Origin of the sequence: Vallitalea guaymasensis, assembly GCF_018141425.1 — a bacterium.
GTDB classification, from domain to species: Bacteria; Bacillota; Clostridia; order Lachnospirales; family Vallitaleaceae; genus Vallitalea; species Vallitalea guaymasensis.
On the sequence record NZ_CP058561.1, the window covers coordinates 3,516,038 to 3,538,886 of the forward strand.

Sequence of the window (22,849 nt, forward strand, 5' to 3'; positions counted from 1 at the left end):
TACCAAAAGGGAATGTAGAATATTACATTCCCTTTAATGATATTTGAGTATGGTAAAGATTAGCTAACATTAATTATTAAAAAGTATTACAAGGTTATTTAGTAATTGTTACTTGTCATTACCACAATATTACTAATAACATATCGTTAAAAATGAAAAAAATATAAAAAATTGTATATTCGTTATTAAAAATTAATAAGATTTATGAACTTTTTGTAAATGATTAAGAGGAAATACACAAAATTACGTATTCCCTCTTTTATTTTTGTAGATTTTGCTATAAAATATATAATAAGGGAAATAGTAAAGCCTAAAATTGGAAATAATTCTAATAACAAATATTTTATTCACTTATATAATATGCTTTTCAATACTAAATAATAAGGGAGAGAAATAAATGATATCAAACCAAATTATTCAAAACACCATTGAAGGACTCAAAACAATAACACGTATTGATATAAGTGTTATAGATCCAGATGGGAAGATACTAGCAACAACTGAAGAAGGTAGATTAGAAGAATACAATTTTGCAGTTCCAGATTTCGTAAGGTCACAAGCAGAAAGTCAATTAGTTCTAGGGTATCACTTTTTTAAAGTATACGATGACCACAATGTAGAATATGTAGTTTCTGCAAAAGGTGAGACTGATGATGTCTATAAAATAGGTAAGATAGCATCTTTCCAAATACAGAATCTATTAGTAGCCTATAAAGAAAGATTTGACAAAGACAATTTCATCAAGAACTTATTACTTGATAACCTATTACTAGTTGATATATATAATCGGGCTAAGAAACTTCACATTGAAACAGATGTAAGAAGAGTAACTTTTTTAGTAGAAACTAAATTTGAGAAAGATAATAATGCACTTGAGATCGTAAGAAGTATATTCCCATTAAAAACTAAAGATTTTATTACTGCAGTTGATGAGAAAAATATTATTATCGTGAAAGAATTAGATGAGAACGATACTAATGAAGATATCAATAAAATAGCAAAAATGATTTTGGATACTCTTAATACAGAAGCTATGAGTAGTGTATATGTAGCTATGGGTACAGTAGTAAATGATATTAAAGATGTTTCACGTTCTTATAAAGAAGCTAAGATGGCTTTAGAAGTGGGTAAAATATTCTATGTGGACAAGTATATCATAGGTTACAATAACCTAGGAATTGGAAGAATCATATATCAATTACCATTACCTCTTTGCCAAATGTTCATAAAAGAAATATTCCATGGAAAATCACCTGATGATTTTGATAAGGAAACTATTACTACAATAAATAAATTCTTTGAAAATAGTTTGAATGTATCAGAAACATCAAGACAGTTATATATCCATAGGAATACTCTTGTGTATAGATTAGATAAACTACAAAAGAATACAGGTCTTGACTTGCGTATTTTTGAAGACGCCATTACATTCAAAATAGCATTGATGGTTGTTAAGTATATGAAATTTATAAGTGAATCAGAGTATTAAACATAAATGTATACGTGTGTAAAAGACAATAAAGCAATTGTAGTTATCTACAATTGCCTAAGTTTTTTATCTTTTCTAGTATAGTTTATTTACATATTGAGTCGGAGTAAAATAATAATTTGTTTTTTGTAGTTAGGAGGATATTAGTTGATACGTCTTGAAAACATTACAAAGATATATTCTAATGGAGTATGTGCTTTGAATAATGTATCATTGGGAATAGAAAAAGGAGAATTCGTTTTTATAGTTGGGAATAGTGGTTCTGGAAAAACTACATTAATTAAATTATTAATGAAGGAACTAGATTCTACTGAAGGAAAAATATTTGTTGATGACAAGGATATTACAAGATTAAAAAGACGTTATGTTTCAACATTAAGAAGAAATATTGGAGTTGTATTCCAAGATTTTAGATTACTAGATAAAATGACTGTATATGATAATGTTGCTTTTGCACTTAAGGTAACAGAGGCATCAAATAAAAAGATAAGAAGAAGTGTGCCTATGGTATTATCAATGGTGGGGCTTTCCAAGAAGGCAAAAATGTACCCAACAGAGATTTCAGGTGGAGAAAAACAAAGAACAGCATTAGCTAGAGCAATTGTTAATAATCCCCCTATTCTAGTAGCAGATGAACCTACAGGAAATCTTGATCCTAATAATTCATGGGAAATAATGAAATTACTAACAGAGATTAATATGAGGGGTACCACAGTAGTTGTTGTAACTCACGATAAAGAGATGGTTAATGCAATGAAAAAACGAGTTGTTACCCTTAATAATGGCTGTATTGTAAGAGATGTGCAAAGGGGAGACTACGGGGATGAAGCTTAGAACAGTTGATTATTGTTTTAAACAAGGAGTAATCAATCTATTTAAAAATAGATTAATGTCCATTGCTTCTATTGGTACAATAGCGGCTTGTTTGTTCATTGTAGGTATTTTTTATATAACTGCTGCCAATATTGAATATACGTTAAAAGAAGCGGAAAGCAACTTGGGAATAGCAGTTTTTCTGAAAGAAAATATAACAGAAACAGATAGAGAAGCTATTGAAACAATGATAAGCCAAAGAGAAGAAGTAAAATCAGTTGAATACATATCACCAGAACAAGCTTGGGAAGATTTTAAAAAAACTATGTACGAAAATAATGAAGACCTACTGGTTGGATTTGATGGGGAAAATAATCCATTAAAGAACTCAGATAGTTTTCAGGTATTAATTAAAGATATTAATAATCAGGAATCATTAATAAAGTACATACAAACTCTAGAAGGTGTTAGAGAAATAAACCAGGAAAAAAATCTTACAGAGATAATAAAAGGATTCAATAATTTTATAAATTATATGAGTATAGTACTTATTGTAATACTTATCTTTATATCTGTCTTCCTGATTTCTAATACAGTTAGAATAGCAATATCGGTTAGAAAGAACGAAATCGGCATTATGAAATATTTGGGAGCAAAAGACTTTTTTATAAAATTCCCATTTATCATAGAAGGTATGCTTATAGGAGCAATAGGTGCAATAGTACCATTAACAGTTATATACTTTTCATATGACTATGTAATAAATAAAATAAATGATAAATTTATAGTAATAAATCAATTTTTATCATTTTTGAACGTAGGACAGATATATAGGATTCTAATACCATTATCGTTGATTATTGGAATAGGTATAGGTATCGTAGGAAGTAGAATTACTATAAGAAAGCACTTGAGAGTATAATATTTAAAGAATATATTAATCAATAATAAGGAGGGCTATATGAAAAGAGTAATTAAGAATTGTTTGGTTATATTACTTTTGTTTATGGTTCCAACTACAATATTTGCTTCTTCTTATAAGCAGCAGTTAGATGATTTGGAGCAGCAACAGAAAAATAGCCAAAGTTCAATAAAGGTAAATGAACAACAAATCAAAGAATTAGACGCAGATATTAAAGAGTTGGTAGGACGAATTGTACAGTTAGATAGGCAAATTGACGAATTTGATATTAAAATCAAAGATCTAGAGCAACAATTAAGTGATAAGGAAAAAGAGATTGAAGTTACTAAACAAGACTTAGCAAAAGCTAAGGAAAAAGAAGAAAAATATTTTAAGCAAACTAGTGAACGTATGAAAGTAATGTATGAACAAGGAGATTCTGCGTATATTGATATAGTATTAGAATCAAAGAATTTGAGCGATTTGCTTAATAGAGTAGAGTACATAAATGCATTGTTAGAATACGATACAAATATGATAAAAGAATTAGAAGCTATAAGAGATGACATAGCTGCAACAGAAGTTAAATTGGAAGAAGATAAGGAAAAGATTGTAGGATTGAAAGCAGAATGTGATCTTCAAAAATCAGCATTAGAAGACGTTCAAGCTACTAAAGAAAAAGAAATGGCTGCTTTAGAAAAAGATAAAAGAATTAATCAAGCAGAAATAGATGCTAAGAAGAAAGAAATGGATGAAATAGCAAAAGCTATTGATAATATTAAGAGTAAATTAGTTTATGCAGGTGGTAAGATGGCTTGGCCTACTAAATCACATCGTATAACATGTCCTTTTGGACCAAGACCTCATCCTATTACAAAAAATCCTTCATATCACACAGGTATTGATATTGGTATACCATCGGGTACATCAGTAAAAGCAGTTAGTAATGGAACAGTAACATTTGCTGGTTATAGTAGTGTATGGGGTAATTATGTTTTAATAGATCATGGAAGTGGATACGTAACTATTTATGCACATAACTCTAAACTACTAGTTAAAAAAGGACAAAAAGTAAAAATTGGACAAACTATTGCAAAATCAGGTAATACTGGATGGTCAACAGGTCCTCATTTACATTTTGGTATTAGAAAAAATGGTGAATGGATTAATCCATTGAATATGCTTAATTAATAAAAAAACATTTAATTGCAAAAAACTGCTAATGCAGTTTTTTTGCTATAATGGAATAATACTAACTTAAATACAATACAATATTATTAGTATAGTAAGGAGAATGTTAAATGGTTGAAAGAAAAAAATTTATTTATGGATTAGTTGTTGGGATGGCTATTATTCTTGTAATAAATGTTATATATTTCGGAACATCTAGTTTGATGCACCAAGTGGAGGATAATAAAGGTGTTCAGGTTGTAAAGGAAGGATATAATACCCCAGAAGAAAAAATCAAGGATATACTTAAGCTTGTAGAAGACAGATACTATCTAGAAAATTATAAAGAAGAAGAGCTATATGATAGTGCTTATGATGGATTATATAGTGGATTGTTGGATGGTTTGGAAGATCCATATACTGAATATTATACAAAAAAAGAATATGAATCCTTCATGGAAAGTACATCTGGGAGTTATGAAGGTATCGGTGCTGTTGTTACCTATAATGAGGAGACAAAAGAATTGATGATCGTATCACCATTCATAGGTTCTCCTGCTGAAAAAGCTGGATTGCTTCCTGGAGATATAGTAAGAAAAGTTGATGATAAGAATATAAAAGGTCTTACTATGGAAGATGTAGTCGCCAACATGATTAGAGGTAAAAAAGGTACTAAGGTAACTCTAAGTATTTATAGAGAATCTGATAACTCAAATATGGATTTAGAAATAAAAAGAGATGTAATCACAATGCCTACTGTATCTCATGAAATGTTAGATGACAAAATAGGGTATATTCGTATTACTGGATTTGAAGAAGTAACTTATGATCAATTTAAAGAAGCACTTTATGATCTAGAAGCACAAGAACAAAAAGGATTGATTATTGATGTTAGAAATAATCCAGGAGGACTTTTGAATATAGTTATTGATATGGCTGACGAACTATTGCCAGAAGGATTGATTGTTTATACAGAAGATAAAAATGGTTATAGAGAACAAGCATCATCTGATGAAGAACATAAATTCACCAAACCTTTAGTTGTATTGGCAAATGAAAATAGTGCTAGTGCATCTGAGATTTTGACAGGTGCCATAAAAGATAGTGGTATTGGTACAGTGGTAGGAACAACAACTTTTGGTAAAGGATTGGTTCAGAGAATATTCCCATTAGAAGATGGTTCAGCAGTAAAAGTTACTATTTCAAAGTATTATACTCCTAGTGGCAACTATATACATGGAAAAGGAATTGAACCTGATGTAAAGATTGAATTGCCAGAAGAACTAAAGAAAGAATTGGTTATTAAAAGAGAAGAAGATACACAATTCGCAAAAGCTGTTGAAGTAATGAAAGATAAAATTGCTAAAGAAGATATGGCTAATAGTAAGTAAATAAAATAATATAAGAAACTGGTAAAATGGTTGATAATGTTAAAATAGGGGAGCATATATGAATCCATTGTTAGAAATAATCCATATTACACTATTGTCTATTTCAAGAGCACTGTTCAATTTTTCATTTATATTTGTAATATGGATTCTATATCTTTTAATTAAAAAATATAAAAGTGTTAATATATATAACTTTGATAATTCAAAGACAGTTATAAGTGCCCTTGTAGAGTCCATTCTGCAAGGGATAATCATTGGTATAATTGGCAGTCTGATAATAGCTATTATTGGGCTTCCAATTAATTTAACGTATTATTTAATATTTTTACTTCCCCTAGCTCTTATGTTATCCCTTATAAATATTAGATATTTGTGTTTTTCATATGCGGCTTCTGTCATGGGCGTCTTATCATTAGTGTTTAGAGGTCAAACCGTATTTGGAGTTAATTTACCTGATATTAATATTAATATCAGTGGATTGTTGGCATTGGTAGGTATATTACATCTAATGGAAGCTATATTAATATATTTTGTAGGAGCAGATGACCCTATACCCATTGTGGCAAAAAAAGATGGAAAAATTGTTGTAGGACATTTAATGCAAAAGTATTGGCCGTTACCTATTGCAATGCTTGTATTATCAAGTGGAGGAGTGTCTAACTCAGAAATTGTTCAGATGCCAGAATGGTGGCCGTTGTTAAAAGATATACCTAGTAATATTAGTACATATTTTTATGGATTAATGCCTTTTGTGGGAGCTTTAGGATATAGTAGTATAACATATTGTGAGGAACCAAAAAAAAGAAGTAGAAAAACAGCGTTACGATTGATGGTTTATAGTGTGTTATTGATTATTTTATCTATTTACTCAGTAGGTAATATTTTTCTACAGATATTAGGTACAATTCTAATGGCTGGCATTCATGAAGGTATGATTCTGTATGAGCAATATATTGAAAGTAAAAGAGAGCCTATTTATACAGTGCCTAAAAAAGGTGTAAGAGTCATGGGGGTTAATAGGGGTGGTGCTGGAGATCAAATGGGTATCAGGGTTGGAGATATAATAGCTAAGATTAATGGAATAAATGTTTTGAATACACGGCAGTATAGGGCGATATTAAAGAATGGTTTTACTTTTTTATGGGTGGATGTTATACATCTTGATGGGAGTTTAGATACTTATGAGTTTAAAGCTTATCCTGATGGTATTACTGATTTGAAGGTGAGATTGATTCCGGAGAATCCTAGGATTATTTATAGGCATCAGAGTGTGCAGAAGATAGGGTTGTTTCACATTATTAGAAATAGGTTTGGGAGATAAAAATAGTTATTTAAAGGATTGTATGATAATGATAGTAGGTAAAGAAAGATATATTTAGGTGATAACGGTAGTATGTAAGAAAGATATAGTTAGATGACAACGGTAGTATGTTAGAACCATATATAATGATAATCACTTATGTTACATTTGTTGCTATTATCTGATTGGAAGGTAGCAACAACCTGTAAAAGGCGTTCTTATCATTATATATGGTTCTTTATATGTTGTGCCACTATGGAGAAAGTGAAAAATATTTGGTGGTGGCTAAGAGGAATTATATGGTATTTATTAGTAATGATGGAAATTATTCATTGTTAATCATGTTGATAAAGTATTGGTGCATTCTTAGGTCGTCTGTTAGTTCAGGGTGGAAAGATGTGACTAGTATTTTATTTTGTTTGGCGGCTACAATTTTTTCGTCGACTATGGAAAGTGTTTCAACGTTGTTTTGTGTGGTTTTTATATAGGGAGCTCTAATGAATACCATGGGATAAAAACCGTTTTGAAGTCCCTTTATTTTTTGGTTTGTAGTAAAGCTGGATAGTTGTCTTCCGTAAGCGTTTTTAACAACTTCTATATCCATTAAGGGAATATAGGTTTTATTGGAATCATGTATTTTTTTTGCTAGTATAATCATGCCAGCGCAGGTTCCCCATACGGGGAGTCCGTTCTTGATGACTTCATAGATTTTAGCCTTGATATTAGATTCAATTAATAATTTTCCTATTGAGGTACTTTCGCCTCCGGGGATAATTATACCGTCAATGTCATTCAAATCCCTGCTATATCTAATTTCTTTTGTTTCAATATCTAATTTTTCTAATTTATTCATATGTTCAATGTAAGCACCTTGTAATGCTAATACGCCAATTTTCATATTACCAGCCTCTGCTTGCGAGCTTTTCTTTTTCGTTAAGGGATTCAACTGAAATTCCGCTCATTGGTTTTCCTAAGTCTTCTGATAGTTTGGCCAGCATAACTGGGTCATTATAGTAAGTTACTGCTTTGACAATGGCATCTGCTCTTTTTTCAGGATTATCTGATTTGAATATTCCAGAGCCGACGAATACGCCGTCACATCCTAATTGCATCATTAGTGCGGCATCGGCAGGTGTTGCGATACCTCCTGCTGCAAAGTTGACTACTGGAAGGTGACTATTTTCATGGATGTATTTTATTAAGTCATAAGGAGCACCCATTTCTTTGGCTGCATTCATTAGTTCTTCAGGATTCATTGAAGCTATTTTACTTATTTCGGACATCATTGTACGCATATGTTTTACTGCTTCTATTACATCTCCTGTGCCCGCTTCTCCTTTGGTTCTTATCATTGAGGCTCCTTCACCAATTCGTCTTAAGGCTTCACCAAGGTTTCTTGCACCACAAACAAAAGGTACTTTGAATTTTTGTTTATCTATATGATAGAGATTATCTGCTGGTGTTAGAACTTCACTTTCATCAATATAATCTATTTCTAATGCTTCAAGGATTTGAGCCTCAACAAAATGACCTATTCTTACTTTAGCCATAACAGGTATGGATACTGCTTTTTGTATACCTTTAATCATTTTTGGGTCAGACATTCTAGCTATACCACCATCACGTCGTATATCTGCTGGTACTCTTTCTAAAGCCATAACGGCACAGGCTCCTGCTTTTTCAGCTATAACTGCCTGTTCTGGAGTAGTTACATCCATTATAACTCCACCTTTTAGCATTTGAGCAAGATTTTTATTTAATTCATATCTTTCATTCATATCATATATCCTCCAATTAATTTTTATTTGACATCACTAAATACAACTAGCTTTTTATACTAACCTGTTCTAAGTAGTATTTAAGTAGTTTAGTATTTGTTCCCGATTCTATTGAGTTATTCATAACATTGCAATGAATTATGTATAATAACAATATAGTATAATACTGTATGTTTTGAAAGGAACAGTTTTGTATTTTTTCAAGTGGTCAGTTTTCAATTTAATATGTAGCTGTTATTAATTTAAAGTAATTATTAATTTGAAAATAAATACAGTATTCAAAATTCGACAAACAATTCTTTTGTAGTGTGATATAATTTTAAAAAATACAAATTATATCAAATTATTATATCAATTAAGATAAAACTACAAATAATTAAGTGGAACAAGTAAATATAAGATATTGATTAAACATGTAATAAAGTAGCTGATATTTTAGAGAGTGACGACTTTCTAATAAATATATATATGAATATCAGAATGAACGTTCAAAGAATATAAGGGTGTGATTAATTTCAAGATTAGAATTTAAATTAATGTAACATTAGATGTCTTTTATGCCAACATAGAATTTACATGTTATTTATGGACTTAAACATAATAGAATAAATATAATCTTAGGAGGATACAAGTATGAAAAAAACAAAAAAATCTATATCAATTTTACTATCATTAGTAATTGTATTAACTATGAGTGTATGTGCATATGCAAATGAGACAGACAGTAGTTCAGTAAAAGCTCCAGGATATGGTACACTAAAAGGATATCTTGAATCAGCTGGTATTGGTGCAATGGGTTATCACGAAACTACTGTTACCTATAATAATGACAATGCTCAATTAGGAATAAAATCAGTAATTAAAGATATAAATGGTAATGACATCAGTGAAAATTCAACTTTAAGTGATAGAGGAGAAATTGAACATTATTGGCAATGGTATCCTTTATCAGAAGGTATGTATTCAATATATGCAACACATGAAGTGCGCAATGGATCTAAATATGGTGCAAAGGCGGTATATACATATACTAAAATTTAAAATTTATATATATTAATATAACATATAAATTTTTACAGTTATAGTAAAATGTGATGTTGAAAATACAAAGGGAGTTAACATTACCTACTCCTTTTGTATTATTTTATTACTATGAGTCAAATATTATTATAGGGTTTTTTAGTATATTAATTATAATTAAATATTAAAAATGTTATAAACATTTATATATAGTAAAAGCATAATTATTAATCATTTATTAAATTGATATATAAAGATTTTGTAATCTAAATATGAAAGAAGTGATAAAGATGAACAAGATATATACATTAATAATTTCAGTATTAATAATAATACTCTTAACAGGATGTAATAAGAATAATAGTAATAAACAAATTGCCGAAGTTGATAACTCCAATAGCTCTTCTAAAGTATCTGAAACAGATAATCCATTTGAAAATGAAAAGGATACTGTGGTTCTAGGGTCTATAGGTCATAGAGTTCCACATCCTAGATTAGATAAGGAGGGTGAACTACTACCATTAGAATATGATGGTGGTGAAATTAACCTTGAATATGAAGTAACAGCTGAAGGCGAAGCAAAAAATGTAGGATTTTTACTTTTTATAGATGGAGTACCTCAACCTTATAAAATTAATGACACTAATGGACCTTATGAGTATATGCATAATCTAAAATTAACTAAAGATAATGAGCCTGTCAACTATAATTTTATTTTTACACCTATCACGGGAAAAAAAGGTGATACTGTTAATTTAACAGTTACAAGTATTTATTTTCCAGAGTTTATACCAAATATGAAGGATACATCTAGTTATGGATTGTATCATTCTATTTTGCCTGTTGAAATACCTATGAAATTTAATAAGGATACAAATGAATTAGATAGTTCTCTCTATTCTCAAAGAAGCTATCTTTCAGATACACAGATATCGACATATCCAATAACTAATGAGTTTATTAAGAATGAGTTAAGTTCAATGTATAAGGTGATTACCGAAGAAGACCTTAAATCAGATATATTAACTAAAATTTATTACAATGGTAATCAAGTGATGAGTAATTTGAAAGTTGAAGAAAACGAAAAAATGCATGTAACATACAAGATTTGTGGTGTACCTGGAGCAAAATACAAAACTACATTTTATATTAATCATCATCCAATAGCTAATGATGAATTAATGTCATTTAATACAACTATAGAAAAAGGAAAGGTATGTGTTATTGATGCAGAAATTGATATTAACCAGTTAAATGATTTAAATACATTTTATGCTATTTCAGTGCCAACAAACTCTAAAGATTATTATAATGAAAATGTTTATTTGGAAAAGACTTCATCAATTTTATTATATAAGGATATAGTATCGCCTGATAATGAATCAAAGGATAATAAAGATTATACTCCAAGTAGCTTTGATTTAACAGGAATAATTGATATATCAAAGATAGAAGGAAAGATTAAGAATATAAGTTATGGAAATAACGGAAATATTTTAGTTTCATCAGATAAAATATATTCATATAATTTACAAAATAGAAGTATTATTTCTGAAACCCAAAATAGCTTTTTATGTGAGAATCTAAAAAAAATTGATAATGGATACGTTGCCATTGGAATTCTGAAAGATGATGGTAACAATGGAAATGGAGATTTTTTGACAGATAATACTAATCATAGATGTATATTCTATGATGAGAATTTAAAACAAACAAAAGTGATTAATATTAGTGAGGTAACTGGTGATAATAGATGGATTTCCACTGAAAATATTGCAATATCAAATGATGGTAAAAAATTAGCTTATTCAACAAATAAAGGTTTATTTCTATATGATATAAATGAAAAAAATAAAACTACATTAATCGATTTTACTGCTGAAAATAATGCTGAACGATTAGGTATTGTAGGTATGAGAAGAATTTCATTTGCTGATAATGGGAGTAAAATTGCATTTACTGCAGAGAGTTTTGACATTCCTCCTATAGAGGGTAAAGTTTCTTTTACCACCTATGGAGTACTAAATATAGATGGTACAGGACTTATTAACAAAAGAAAACCAGAATATAATACATCCAGTTCAGTAATATATGATTCATTTATAGTCTTGATGGAAGATTCAAGAACTCCGACAGGTAGACTAATGACAATGAATTTATCAACTGAAAAAGAAAGAATATATAAACTTTCTTCACAAAAGGAAAGTAGTAGTATTCATTGTTCTGAATTAGGTAGATATTTTGCAACGTCTATTATTGATACGAGTAATAAGAGATTAGTTGTAAGAATTTATAATATGGAGAGTGGTAAACTAATAAAAGAAGAGATTATAGAAGATGAGAATTCTATATATTTTAACAGAGAACCCCTAATTCGTATTATAGATGATTCAAAGATTTGCATTGTTATGCTTGGAAATTCTCAACGAGATAGTATCGAAACAAAAATTAGTGCATTTAATTTTTAGGAGGCTTCATGATGAAAATAATGTTTGATAATATCTCAAAAAAATATAAAAAAAAGTATGTATTAGATAATTTTAGTGCAGAATTAAATCAAGGTATTTATGGAATTCTAGGAGCAAATGGAGCAGGTAAAACTACACTTTTAAACATATTTGTAGGTATTTTAAAAAGTGATACAGGTAATATTTTTATTGATGAAATAAATATTAAAAAACTTGGTTCTGAATTCTTGTCGTATATAGGATATCTTCCGCAGTATCCTATGTTTTATAAAAATTTTGAGGTATTGGATTTTCTTAAATATATGTGTGCAATAAAAAATATTCCCAAAAATGAAGGTATCAAGAGAGCTAAAGAACTATTAGAGATTGTCAATTTAAGAGATGTATATTATAAGAAAATAGGAGCTTTATCAGGCGGTATGCGACAACGAGTAGGAATCGTACAAGCAATGTTGGGAGATCCTAAAATTTTAATTTTAGATGAACCTACAGCAGGGCTTGATCCTAGAGAAAGAATTAGATTTAGGAATCTGATTTCAAAGTTTTCGGAGAATCGTATTGTATTGCTTGCTACTCATATAGTATCTGATGTAGAATTTATAGCTAATCAGGTAATAATTTTAAAAGAGGGGCATCTTATAAAACAGGATACTCCTACTGTTCTTATTGATGAGATTGAAGGTAAAGTATGGACGGTTACAACAACAAATAGTAAAATTGATGACAGATATGAAAAATATAAAATAAGTAATATATTAAGAGATAACAACGATATTTTATTACGAATAATTTCTAATGAAAAGCCAGATGTAAAAGCTAAAAATGTAAAACCAAATTTAGAGGACGTATTTCTATATTATTGTGGGGAGGATAATGTATGTTAAAACTAATCCATTATGAATATAGAAAACTTTTTTTCAGAAGATCCATTTTAATTACGATTATAATTTTTAGTATTATTGATATTTTTAAAATTAATAATGTTTATCAGCAGAATTCTCTACTAGCGGATAAAAGCACTGAGACATCTACAAAATGGGAGAATATATATTGGGAACTTTATAATGAATTTAGTGGTGTTATAACAGAAGATAAGATTGATAAATTATTAAAAATTTATAGACCATTAGAAAATGAAATAGCTGATATAACTGCGAGTACGAGAATAGATAATCCAAATACTTATACAGGAAATGTATATAGCGATTATTATTTATTGAAATGGCTTTATGTACAACCAATGGAATATGCATATATGTACAAAAGTAGGGCTAATAATATTGTTAATAATGCAAGAAATAATATGAAGTTTTTCAAGAAACTGGGTAATGAATACGAATATAAAAAAAATGTTATTACTGCTAATTTATTCGCAAAAAGAGTAATTTCAAATTTTGCATACTTAGAAATGTATCAAAGCTATTTACACTATGATTTTTCAATATTACTAATTTTATTTTTGTGTTTATATGGTATAGTAAATGTTTTTGTAAATGAGAAAGAATCCCAAATGAATATTTTGCTATCAACTAGTATTTATGGTGGAAAAAGAACTACAACTGCTAAAATTATAGCTACTTCTACTTTTATAGTAGGTATAACTTTATGGTTTTTAATACTAGATTTTATTTGTTTTTCCATCGCTTTTAACTCTTTTGTTACAATAAACTTACCTATCTACACAATACAAAATTTTTTAGCTTCTTCTATCAATATAACTATAGGACAATACATAGTAATATCAGGGATATTTAAAATGATTGGGATGCTTGTAATAGGTATGATGTTTCTATTTATTTCAGAGTTTTTTAATAATGCGTTAGTACCTTTTATTATAAATTTGAGTATAATTCTTGTTATTATTTTTTTATGTGAAAAATATAGAGGATCAGGTTATATAATTAATAAAGTAATAAATCCCTTTATACTTCTTATTAATAGAGAGTTATTTGGGAAAATAGAATTTGTAAATATCTTTGGTGTACCTATGTTAAGTTATATTGTTGCAATAGTATTTGCTGGGTGTCTCCTTATTATAAGTATTATTTTAATATACAAAGTTTCAAAAAAAAATGTTGTTAACATTAAAAAAGGGGGGATATCATGAGAATAATTTTTTATGAAGCAAAAAAAATGTTGATATATCAAAAGGGCTTATTTTTTATTGGGTTATTCTTTTTGATTAACATAGCTTATTTAGTTATTGCTGATAAGCCTTATAATACAGAAATGGAATTATTTAAGAATGAATATACTTACTATATGGATAAGATTGATGGTAAATGCACTCCTAAAAAAATTGATTTCATAGAAAATGAAGCTAAAAAAATAATGAACGCTAATATATCATCAGATAAATTATATAATGACTATTATGATGGAAGTATCACTGAAAATGTTTTTAATGAACAATGTGTAAACTTTGAAACCATTTTAGAGAATGAAAAGGGATTTGATGAAATTTATAATCAATATATCTATGTTAGAGAAAATCAAAATAATAGATTTTTTTTATATACAAATGGTTGGAATGCATTACTTACAGATGATAATCTAGACTTATTTTTAACCATTTTAATTTTAATTTTAGTTACTCCTGTATTTTGTTATGAGTATGACAACAAAATGGATACTTTAGTATTGACATCAATAAAGGGCAAAAAAAATTATTCGGTGCATAAAACAATATTTGTTTTTTGTATTGTTGCTTTTTTATGTATTACAACCTTTATACTGAAATTTGTTTTTGTTAATCAGAAGTATAGTCTTGTGAATGGTAATTATCCTCTTCAAAGCCTTTCGTATTTTGGTACAGGGACAAAAAGTATATCCCTTATACAAACTTTTTTTGCTGTAAGCGGATTAAAGTTATTTGGTTTTCTCTTTTTTGCAATACTTATTATGTTTGTATCTGTGATTGTAAAAAAATATTCATTAGCAGTATTTATATGTGCTGCTTTTATATTAATCCCCTATTTTGGTTTTGATTTGGGACTAATATATTCTTTTCCTTTACCACTTTCTTTTATGTTAGGAGTACGTTTTTTTAAAGGGTATGAGTATCAAATAGATTTTTTTACACAAGAAAAAGTTGCTATTTTTAAAGAAATAAGTAATACGACATTATTAATTTTTTTAGTTAGTGCAATTTGTTTGTGTATTATTATGTTAAAAGTAATAAACAAAAATAACAAAAATATTTGGAACAAAATACATATAAAAAAAATAAAACAAGTAACAGTAATACTAATATCTTGTATTTTAATATTGAACTTAAGTGGTTGCTCAAAGACAAACATTAATGAATCGTGTGTATTTAATACAAATACAAGAAGATCTTATGAAAGTGAAAAATATCGGTACTATGTAGATGAATCAGATTTGGAAAATATAAGACTTGTGTTTGAAGATAAAGCAACAGGTGAGAAAAATGACCTGGTCAGAAATCCTATAAAGGAACTTATTAAAGAAGAAATGATGATTTTTGGAAAAGACTCTTTTGTTTATTATATAAAATACAATATTGATAAATCTAAGAATCCACATCTTGGTGGTGTAACTAGTAAAATAACAGTTGTAGAACTTGATACTAAAACATTTAATGAGAAAATAATTTTTGAGAAGAATAATTTTTTTATACGTAATGATAGTTTTATTGGATTAGGTGATTCGCAAAATAAACAGTGGCAATTCTTAAAAGGGGTGTCAGCATTTTTTCTTGATAGAGAATATTTGTATTTTGTAATGAGTAATACCGTGAAACGAGTAAATAGAAAAACGGAAAAGATAAGTAGTATAGATATCCCTACTAATAAAAATATAGCTTATGACGGAAGATTTATTTATTATATAGGTGATAAACTAATATTATCAAAATACGATACGGTTACAGAAACACATGTAAAAATGTCAGATATAGTTACAACATATTTTTTATTAACAGATACAAAGATTTTGTTTATTAATCGTTTGGATAATAGTAATATCTATTCTGCTGATTTGCATGGAAATATTATTGGGGAAATATCTGGTGAACCAGCACTTTGGTTTTCTTGTGATGAGGACTATATTACTTATAAAAATAAAATAGATTTAAAAGAATATCATGTTAAATATTAGTTCAGGCAGAAAAAAATATCTTCATATGCAAGAGTTATTGTCGTTTTCAACTTTGGAACGGGTCAATAACTTTTTTATTTATATTTTATCAAGTAGTCAGTTAATTATTTGGATAAAAATGAAAAATGTATTGGTATAAATTAAATCATGGCGTATACTTAATAAACCAAAAGTATAGATAGAATGTTATGAACTTGAAGGAACTAGTCAATACATGTATCATATAAGTATGGAATATAACTTCATTTTGTTTGCCCTTAACAATGATTTAATATATCTCCAGTTTAAGATATAAAAAGACCTTCATCTATTAGTTTAAAATCTAATGGATTGAGGTCTTTAGAAAATTTAACAAGGTAACTCAATTTTATTGATTTAAGTTCGTTACTTAAACTGTTTAATATGTCATAAACGACTATAGTACCTTATAACTAAACTCAATTTAGAGTATTTTTGGATATTATAGTCAGATAAACATCGCCCATCTTCTAAATATTTTCCTGCATAATAAAGTTTTTGGTAATCTTTAGAGATCCCTTCTCTACATTGAATCATATATTTTACATACTCAATTGTAAAAGTTGGATCATATGGTAATACAATATACTTGCCTGATAAAGTCAATACATAAAACTCAGGGTCAGTTAGTTGTGCTTGAGATGATACATTCGATAAATTTAATAAGAGTAAAAATGCCATTGTTAATGTAATAATACGTTTTTTCATTTGATTTCATCCTTTCATTTTCATATATATATTGTATTTATGAGTAAATACAATATATTGGGAATTGAATATCATTAATAATAAAAATATAACATAATATTTAAAAGTTGTAAATAAATATGAAAAGATAATTTATAATAATACTATAATCTCATCTAAAACTATATTTTATAATTTAATTGAAGCTTTTTGACTGGTCCAATCTAATAATATAATGAGCTAATAAAATATTGGATAAATTTTGCACAAACATATGTTTGCTTTTTTTTGCTAATATGATATAATGGTTAAGACTAAAATAATGATTGTTTATATACATATATATTATGTTTTTGATAATTAGTATAAGATGGTAATTATTTTTATTTAACTTATGATATTAGCTTAATAAGATTGAATTAATTATCTATAAATACTAGGATAATTGATTTGATGTGCAAATACTGAGATAGAGGTGATAATATGTCAAAATTTGAAATTCATTCAGAGTTTAATCCTACAGGAGATCAACCTCAAGCTATTAAAAAATTGGCTAAGGGATTTCAAGATGGTAATAAATTCGAGACTTTACTAGGAGTCACAGGTTCAGGGAAAACATTTACTATGGCGCATATTATAAAAGAATTAAAAAAGCCAACTTTGATTATGGCGCATAATAAAACATTAGCCGCCCAACTGTATAGTGAATTCAAAGAGTTTTTTCCAAATAATGCTGTTGAATACTTTGTAAGTTATTATGATTATTATCAGCCAGAAGCATATGTCCCTCATACAGATACTTTTATAGAAAAAGACTCATCAATCAATGAAGAAATAGATAAACTAAGACACTCCGCTACAGCATCCTTAGCAGAAAGAGACGATGTTATTATTGTAGCCAGTGTATCATGTATATATGGACTTGGTAGTCCAATAGATTACAAAAATATGGTACTTTCCTTAAGACCTGGTATGACAAAAGACAGAGATGAAATATTGAGGAAACTAGTGGATATTCAATATATGAGAAATGATATGAACTTTGTCAGAGGTACTTTTAGAGTTAGAGGCGATGTCATTGAAGTATTTCCTGCCGCTTCTTCTGACAGAGCAGTGAGAATTGAATTATTTGGAGATGAAATAGATAGGATAACAGAAATCAACGTGATTACTGGTGAAATACTAGGTTATATGGAACATATAGCCATATTTCCTGCGTCTCATTATGTAATTGAAACAGACAAAATAGAAAGAGCTATAAACTCTATAGAAAAAGAAAAAACAGAAGTGGTTAAGTCATTTAGAGAAAATGACAAGTTATTAGAAGCCCAAAGAATTGCACAAAGAACTAATTATGATGTGGAAATGATCAGAGAAACAGGATTCTGTTCAGGTATAGAAAACTACTCAAGGCATTTGACTGGTTTACCACCAGGGGCTCCTCCACACACTCTTTTTGATTATTTTCCTGATGACTTTTTACTTATTATAGATGAATCTCATATGACGGTTCCTCAAGTAAGAGGTATGTATGCAGGTGACCAGTCCAGAAAATCAACTTTGGTAGAGTATGGATTTAGATTACCTTCAGCTAAAGATAATAGACCTCTCAATTTTCAAGAATTTGAAAGTAAGTTAAATCAAGTATTGTTTGTTTCAGCAACACCAGGACCATATGAATATGACCATAAGCAATTAATGGCAGAACAGATAATTAGACCTACAGGTTTGTTAGACCCTAAGATAGAAGTTAAACCAGTAAGAGGTCAAATAGATGACTTAATATCCAATGTTAATAGAGAGATTGAAAATAAAAACAAGGTATTGATTACAACTTTGACAAAAAGAATGGCTGAGGACTTAACTGATTATATGAAAGAATCAGGTATACGTGTTAGGTATTTACATTCAGATATTGATACCCTTGAAAGAATAGAGATAGTACGTGATCTTAGAATGGATGTTTTTGATGTTCTTATTGGTATTAACCTGCTTAGAGAAGGATTAGATATACCAGAAATTACTTTAGTAGCTATACTTGATGCAGATAAAGAAGGTTTTTTACGTTCTGAAACTGCATTGATTCAGACAGTAGGACGTGCTGCAAGAAATGTTGAAGGTAAAGTTATTATGTATGCAGATATTATTACTGATAGTATGAATAGAGCTATTAGTGAAACTAATAGAAGAAGAAGTATTCAAAAACAGTACAATAAAGAACATAATATAATACCTGAGACCATTAATAAACCAGTAAGAGATATTATTCGTATAACTCAGGTTGCAGAATCTGAAGCAACTTATGAATTAACAAAAGATCCTGAATCCATGAGTAAAGAAGAATTAGAAGTTAAAATCCTAAAATGTTCGAAAGATATGAAACAGGCTGCTATGGATCTGCAATTTGAAAGAGCTGCACAGCTAAGAGATGAATTATACGAATTAAAAAAACAATTAAATACACTGAATTAAACTTTGCTTATATTTAATTCAATCACTATATATTACAATAAAAAACTGTATCATCATAAATTATAAGAGGTGGCGTATGGGAAAAGATGTAATCACCATAAAAGGTGCAAGAGAACATAATCTAAAGAACGTAGACTTAACTATTCCAAGAGATAAATTCGTTGTATTTACTGGACTTAGTGGTTCAGGGAAATCTTCTTTAGCATTTGATACAATATATGCTGAGGGGCAAAGAAGATATGTAGAATCATTATCTGCCTATGCAAGACAGTTTTTGGGTCAAATGGAAAAACCGGATGTTGATAATATAGAAGGTCTATCACCAGCTATATCAATAGATCAAAAGACTACAAGCAGAAATCCAAGATCTACAGTAGGAACAGTTACAGAAATATATGATTACTTAAGATTACTTTATGCAAGAGTAGGAATACCTCATTGTCCAAAGTGTGGAAAAGTTATCAATAGACAGACAGTTGACCAAATGGTAGATGTAATAATGAAATTACCAGAAAGAACTAAGATAATGATAATGGCTCCAGTAGTCAGAGGTAGAAAAGGTCAACATATCAAACTTTTGGATCAGGCTAAGAAGAGTGGATATGTAAGAGCTAAGATAGATGGTAACATGTATGAATTAACAGAAGAAATATTATTAGAAAAAAATAAAAAGCATACTATAGAAATAGTAATAGACAGATTGATAGTAAGAGAAGGGATAGAAAAAAGATTGACTGACTCTATTGAAACAGTTATGAAATTGACTGGTGGATTATTAGTTATAGATGTAATTGATGGACAACCAATGTCATTCAGCCAAAACTTTTCATGTCCTGACTGTAATATAAGTATAGATGAAATTGAACCAAGACTATTTTCATTCAACAATCCTTTTGGTGCTTGTCCAGAATGTCATGGTTTAGGTTTCAAAATGAAGTTTGACCCTGAATTAATAATTCCTAACCAAAAGCTAAGTATAGTAGATGGAGCTATTGTTGCCCCTGGTTGGGCTTCGGCTTCTAATGAAGAAAGTTATGTAAGAAGAATGTTTGAAGCATTAGGTAAAAAATATAAGTTTAAGATTACTACACCATATGAAAAATATTCTGATGAAGTAAAAGATATTATCATGTATGGTACCAAAGGCGAGAAATTCATAGTCAAGTACAAATCAGATAAAGGTATGGGACAATATGAAACTGTATTTGAAGGATTGGTTCAAAGTCTCCATCGAAGATACAAGGAGACTACATCTGATTATATGAAGCAAGAATATGAGTCTTTTATGACCAATACCCCATGTAATGCTTGTAATGGTGCAAGATTGAATCCTATAGCTCTAGCAGTTACACTTGGAGGTAAAAATATATCACAGGTCACAGAGATGTCAATAAGAGATATCAAAGATTTCTTTGACAATATTCAATTAACTGACAGGCAGCTTATAATTGGGGAACAAATCCTAAAAGAAGTTAATGCTAGAATAGGATTCCTAGTGAATGTAGGTCTTGATTATCTATCATTATCTCGTTCAGCTGGTACATTATCAGGTGGGGAAGCTCAGAGAATCAGATTAGCTACACAGATAGGATCAGGATTAGTAGGTGTGGTATATATTTTGGATGAGCCCAGCATAGGATTACATCAGAGGGATAATGAAAAATTACTGCATACATTGAAAAGACTAAAAAAATTAGGAAATACATTGATTGTAGTGGAACATGACGAAGAAACCATGTTTGAAGCAGATTATATAGTAGATATTGGTCCAAGAGCAGGAGAGCATGGTGGTGAAATTGTTGCTGAAGGTACAGCAGAAGAAATCATGAAAATTGAGGACTCAATAACTGGTGCATATCTAAGTGGAAGAAAAAAAGTGGAAGTTCCACAAGTCAGAAGAGCTACCAACGGAAAATGGATTAATATAAAAGGTGCTTCCCAGAATAACTTAAAGAATATCAATATAGATATTCCTCTTGGGATTTTTACTTGTGTTACAGGAGTTTCAGGCTCTGGTAAAAGTTCTTTCGTAAATGAAATACTATATAAAAGATTGGCTAGAGACTTGAACAGAGCAAAGATGAAACCTGGTAAACATAAGAATATGTTAGGATTAGAACATCTAGATAAGGTAATAGCTATAGATCAATCACCTATTGGTAGAACGCCTAGGTCTAACCCTGCTACTTATACAGGAGTTTTTGACCATATTAGAGATATATTTGCAAGTACAGCTGAAGCTAAAATGAGAGGATATCAAAAAGGAAGATTCAGTTTCAATGTAAAAGGTGGTCGTTGTGAAGCCTGTAAAGGTGATGGTATAATCAAGATAGAGATGCATTTTTTACCAGACGTTTATGTACCATGTGAAGTGTGTCATGGTAAAAGATATAACAGGGAAACATTAGAAGTTAAATATAAAGGTAAAAACATATCAGAAGTCTTGAATATGACAGTTGAAGAAGCTCTTACCTTCTTTGAAAATATACCTAGGATCAAGAAAAAGCTTCAAACACTTTATGATGTTGGATTATCATATATTAGATTAGGACAACCATCAACAACATTGTCAGGAGGAGAAGCTCAAAGGGTTAAACTGGCTACTGAATTAAGTAAAAGAAGCACAGGTAAAACCATGTATATACTTGATGAACCAACAACTGGTCTCCATTTTGAAGATGTTAATAAATTGATTACAATATTACAACGTTTAGTTGATGGAGGAAATTCAGTTCTTGTAATTGAGCATAACCTGGATGTTATCAAAACTGCAGATTATATTATAGATTTAGGACCAGAAGGTGGCGACAAAGGTGGTTTGGTTATAGCAAAAGGAACACCTGAAAAAGTAGTAAAATGTAAAAAGTCCTATACTGGTCAATTCCTGAAGAAAGTTTTAAGTAAATAATTTAATACAACCGTTAATAATATGTATCATAATCAATATATTATTAGCGGTTTTTATTTTGCGTAAATAAGTAAAATTATTAAAATTAAATAATTTAGTATAATCGGTTATTTAATTAAAGAAAACTGATTACTAGACCTAAATTAATAAAATTAATTTTGCTGAATCATATATGATATTAATTTTAAAAATAATTATTTCACAATATTTAATATAAAAAAGTTAAAAAATAATATTCTTAAGGAAAAAAACAATATGGAACAAGTAAAAAGAACTAATTTTAGATGGAAGTAATTTACTTAATATATTGTGTTT

16 protein-coding genes are annotated in these 22,849 nt (G+C 29.0%); 13 read left to right on the plus strand and 3 right to left on the minus strand.

Annotated features, from left to right (window positions below):
* Positions 1 to 397: 397 nt before the first annotated feature.
* The 6 genes from HYG85_RS15075 (at position 398) to HYG85_RS15100 (ending at position 7,085) form a co-directional block, all read left to right on the plus strand.
* Complete coding sequence (locus HYG85_RS15075; protein WP_113673667.1) at positions 398 to 1,489, plus strand: PucR family transcriptional regulator; 1,092 nt, start codon at positions 398 to 400, stop codon at positions 1,487 to 1,489.
* Between the two features lie 147 nt (positions 1,490 to 1,636).
* Complete coding sequence (ftsE, locus tag HYG85_RS15080; RefSeq protein WP_113673668.1) at positions 1,637 to 2,323, plus strand: cell division ATP-binding protein FtsE; 687 nt, start codon at positions 1,637 to 1,639, stop codon at positions 2,321 to 2,323.
* The gene (gene ftsX, locus HYG85_RS15085) at positions 2,313 to 3,224 is read left to right on the plus strand and encodes a permease-like cell division protein FtsX (protein WP_212690362.1); all 912 of its coding nucleotides are present in this window, start codon (positions 2,313 to 2,315) and stop codon (positions 3,222 to 3,224) included. The genes ftsE and ftsX overlap by 11 nt, the downstream gene beginning before the upstream one ends.
* Before the next feature lie 39 nt (positions 3,225 to 3,263).
* Positions 3,264 to 4,394, plus strand: a complete 1,131-nt coding sequence (locus tag HYG85_RS15090; protein ID WP_212690363.1) for a murein hydrolase activator EnvC family protein — start codon at positions 3,264 to 3,266, stop codon at positions 4,392 to 4,394.
* Between the two features lie 110 nt (positions 4,395 to 4,504).
* Complete coding sequence (locus HYG85_RS15095) at positions 4,505 to 5,764, plus strand: S41 family peptidase (RefSeq protein WP_212690364.1); 1,260 nt, start codon at positions 4,505 to 4,507, stop codon at positions 5,762 to 5,764.
* A gap of 58 nt (positions 5,765 to 5,822) precedes the next feature.
* The gene (locus HYG85_RS15100) at positions 5,823 to 7,085 is read left to right on the plus strand and encodes a PDZ domain-containing protein (protein WP_212690365.1); all 1,263 of its coding nucleotides are present in this window, start codon (positions 5,823 to 5,825) and stop codon (positions 7,083 to 7,085) included.
* A 304-nt stretch (positions 7,086 to 7,389) separates the two neighbouring features.
* On the opposite strand, the gene pdxT is transcribed toward HYG85_RS15100, so the two are convergent.
* Both pdxT and pdxS read right to left on the minus strand, forming a co-directional pair.
* Entirely contained in the window at positions 7,390 to 7,962 is a 573-nt protein-coding gene (gene pdxT, locus HYG85_RS15105) for a pyridoxal 5'-phosphate synthase glutaminase subunit PdxT (RefSeq protein WP_212690366.1), read from the minus strand.
* A 1-nt stretch (position 7,963) separates the two neighbouring features.
* Entirely contained in the window at positions 7,964 to 8,842 is an 879-nt protein-coding gene (gene pdxS / locus HYG85_RS15110) for a pyridoxal 5'-phosphate synthase lyase subunit PdxS (RefSeq protein ID WP_212690367.1), read from the minus strand.
* 633 nt (positions 8,843 to 9,475) lie between these two features.
* Between pdxS and HYG85_RS15115 the strand changes: the two genes are divergently transcribed.
* From HYG85_RS15115 to HYG85_RS15135, 5 genes are all read left to right on the plus strand, one after another.
* Positions 9,476 to 9,883, plus strand: a complete 408-nt coding sequence (locus tag HYG85_RS15115) for a hypothetical protein (protein ID WP_212690368.1) — start codon at positions 9,476 to 9,478, stop codon at positions 9,881 to 9,883.
* 269 nt (positions 9,884 to 10,152) lie between these two features.
* Positions 10,153 to 12,330, plus strand: a complete 2,178-nt coding sequence (locus HYG85_RS15120) for a TolB-like translocation protein (RefSeq protein ID WP_212690369.1) — start codon at positions 10,153 to 10,155, stop codon at positions 12,328 to 12,330.
* Between the two features lie 11 nt (positions 12,331 to 12,341).
* Positions 12,342 to 13,214: an ABC transporter ATP-binding protein gene (locus tag HYG85_RS15125; RefSeq protein WP_212690370.1), complete on the plus strand. Its 873-nt coding sequence runs from the start codon at positions 12,342 to 12,344 to the stop codon at positions 13,212 to 13,214.
* Positions 13,208 to 14,437, plus strand: coding sequence for an ABC transporter permease (locus HYG85_RS15130; protein ID WP_212690371.1), 1,230 nt, complete (start codon positions 13,208 to 13,210; stop codon positions 14,435 to 14,437). The genes HYG85_RS15125 and HYG85_RS15130 overlap by 7 nt, the downstream gene beginning before the upstream one ends.
* A complete protein-coding gene (locus HYG85_RS15135) occupies positions 14,434 to 16,449 on the plus strand; it encodes a hypothetical protein (protein ID WP_212690372.1) in 2,016 nt (671 codons plus the stop codon). Before HYG85_RS15130 ends, HYG85_RS15135 begins: the two co-directional genes overlap by 4 nt.
* A gap of 405 nt (positions 16,450 to 16,854) precedes the next feature.
* Here the strand turns inward: HYG85_RS15135 and HYG85_RS15140 are convergent, their stop codons facing one another.
* Positions 16,855 to 17,175, minus strand: coding sequence for a ubiquitin-like protein (locus HYG85_RS15140; RefSeq protein WP_212690373.1), 321 nt, complete (start codon positions 17,173 to 17,175; stop codon positions 16,855 to 16,857).
* Between the two features lie 462 nt (positions 17,176 to 17,637).
* On the opposite strand from HYG85_RS15140, the gene uvrB reads away from it, so the two are divergent.
* Positions 17,638 to 19,626 carry an excinuclease ABC subunit UvrB gene (gene uvrB, locus HYG85_RS15145; protein WP_212690374.1) on the plus strand — a complete coding sequence of 663 codons (1,989 nt, stop codon included), beginning with the start codon at positions 17,638 to 17,640 and terminating at the stop codon, positions 19,624 to 19,626.
* 76 nt (positions 19,627 to 19,702) lie between these two features.
* The gene (gene uvrA / locus HYG85_RS15150) at positions 19,703 to 22,534 is read left to right on the plus strand and encodes an excinuclease ABC subunit UvrA (RefSeq protein ID WP_113673677.1); all 2,832 of its coding nucleotides are present in this window, start codon (positions 19,703 to 19,705) and stop codon (positions 22,532 to 22,534) included.
* Positions 22,535 to 22,849: the final 315 nt, after the last annotated feature.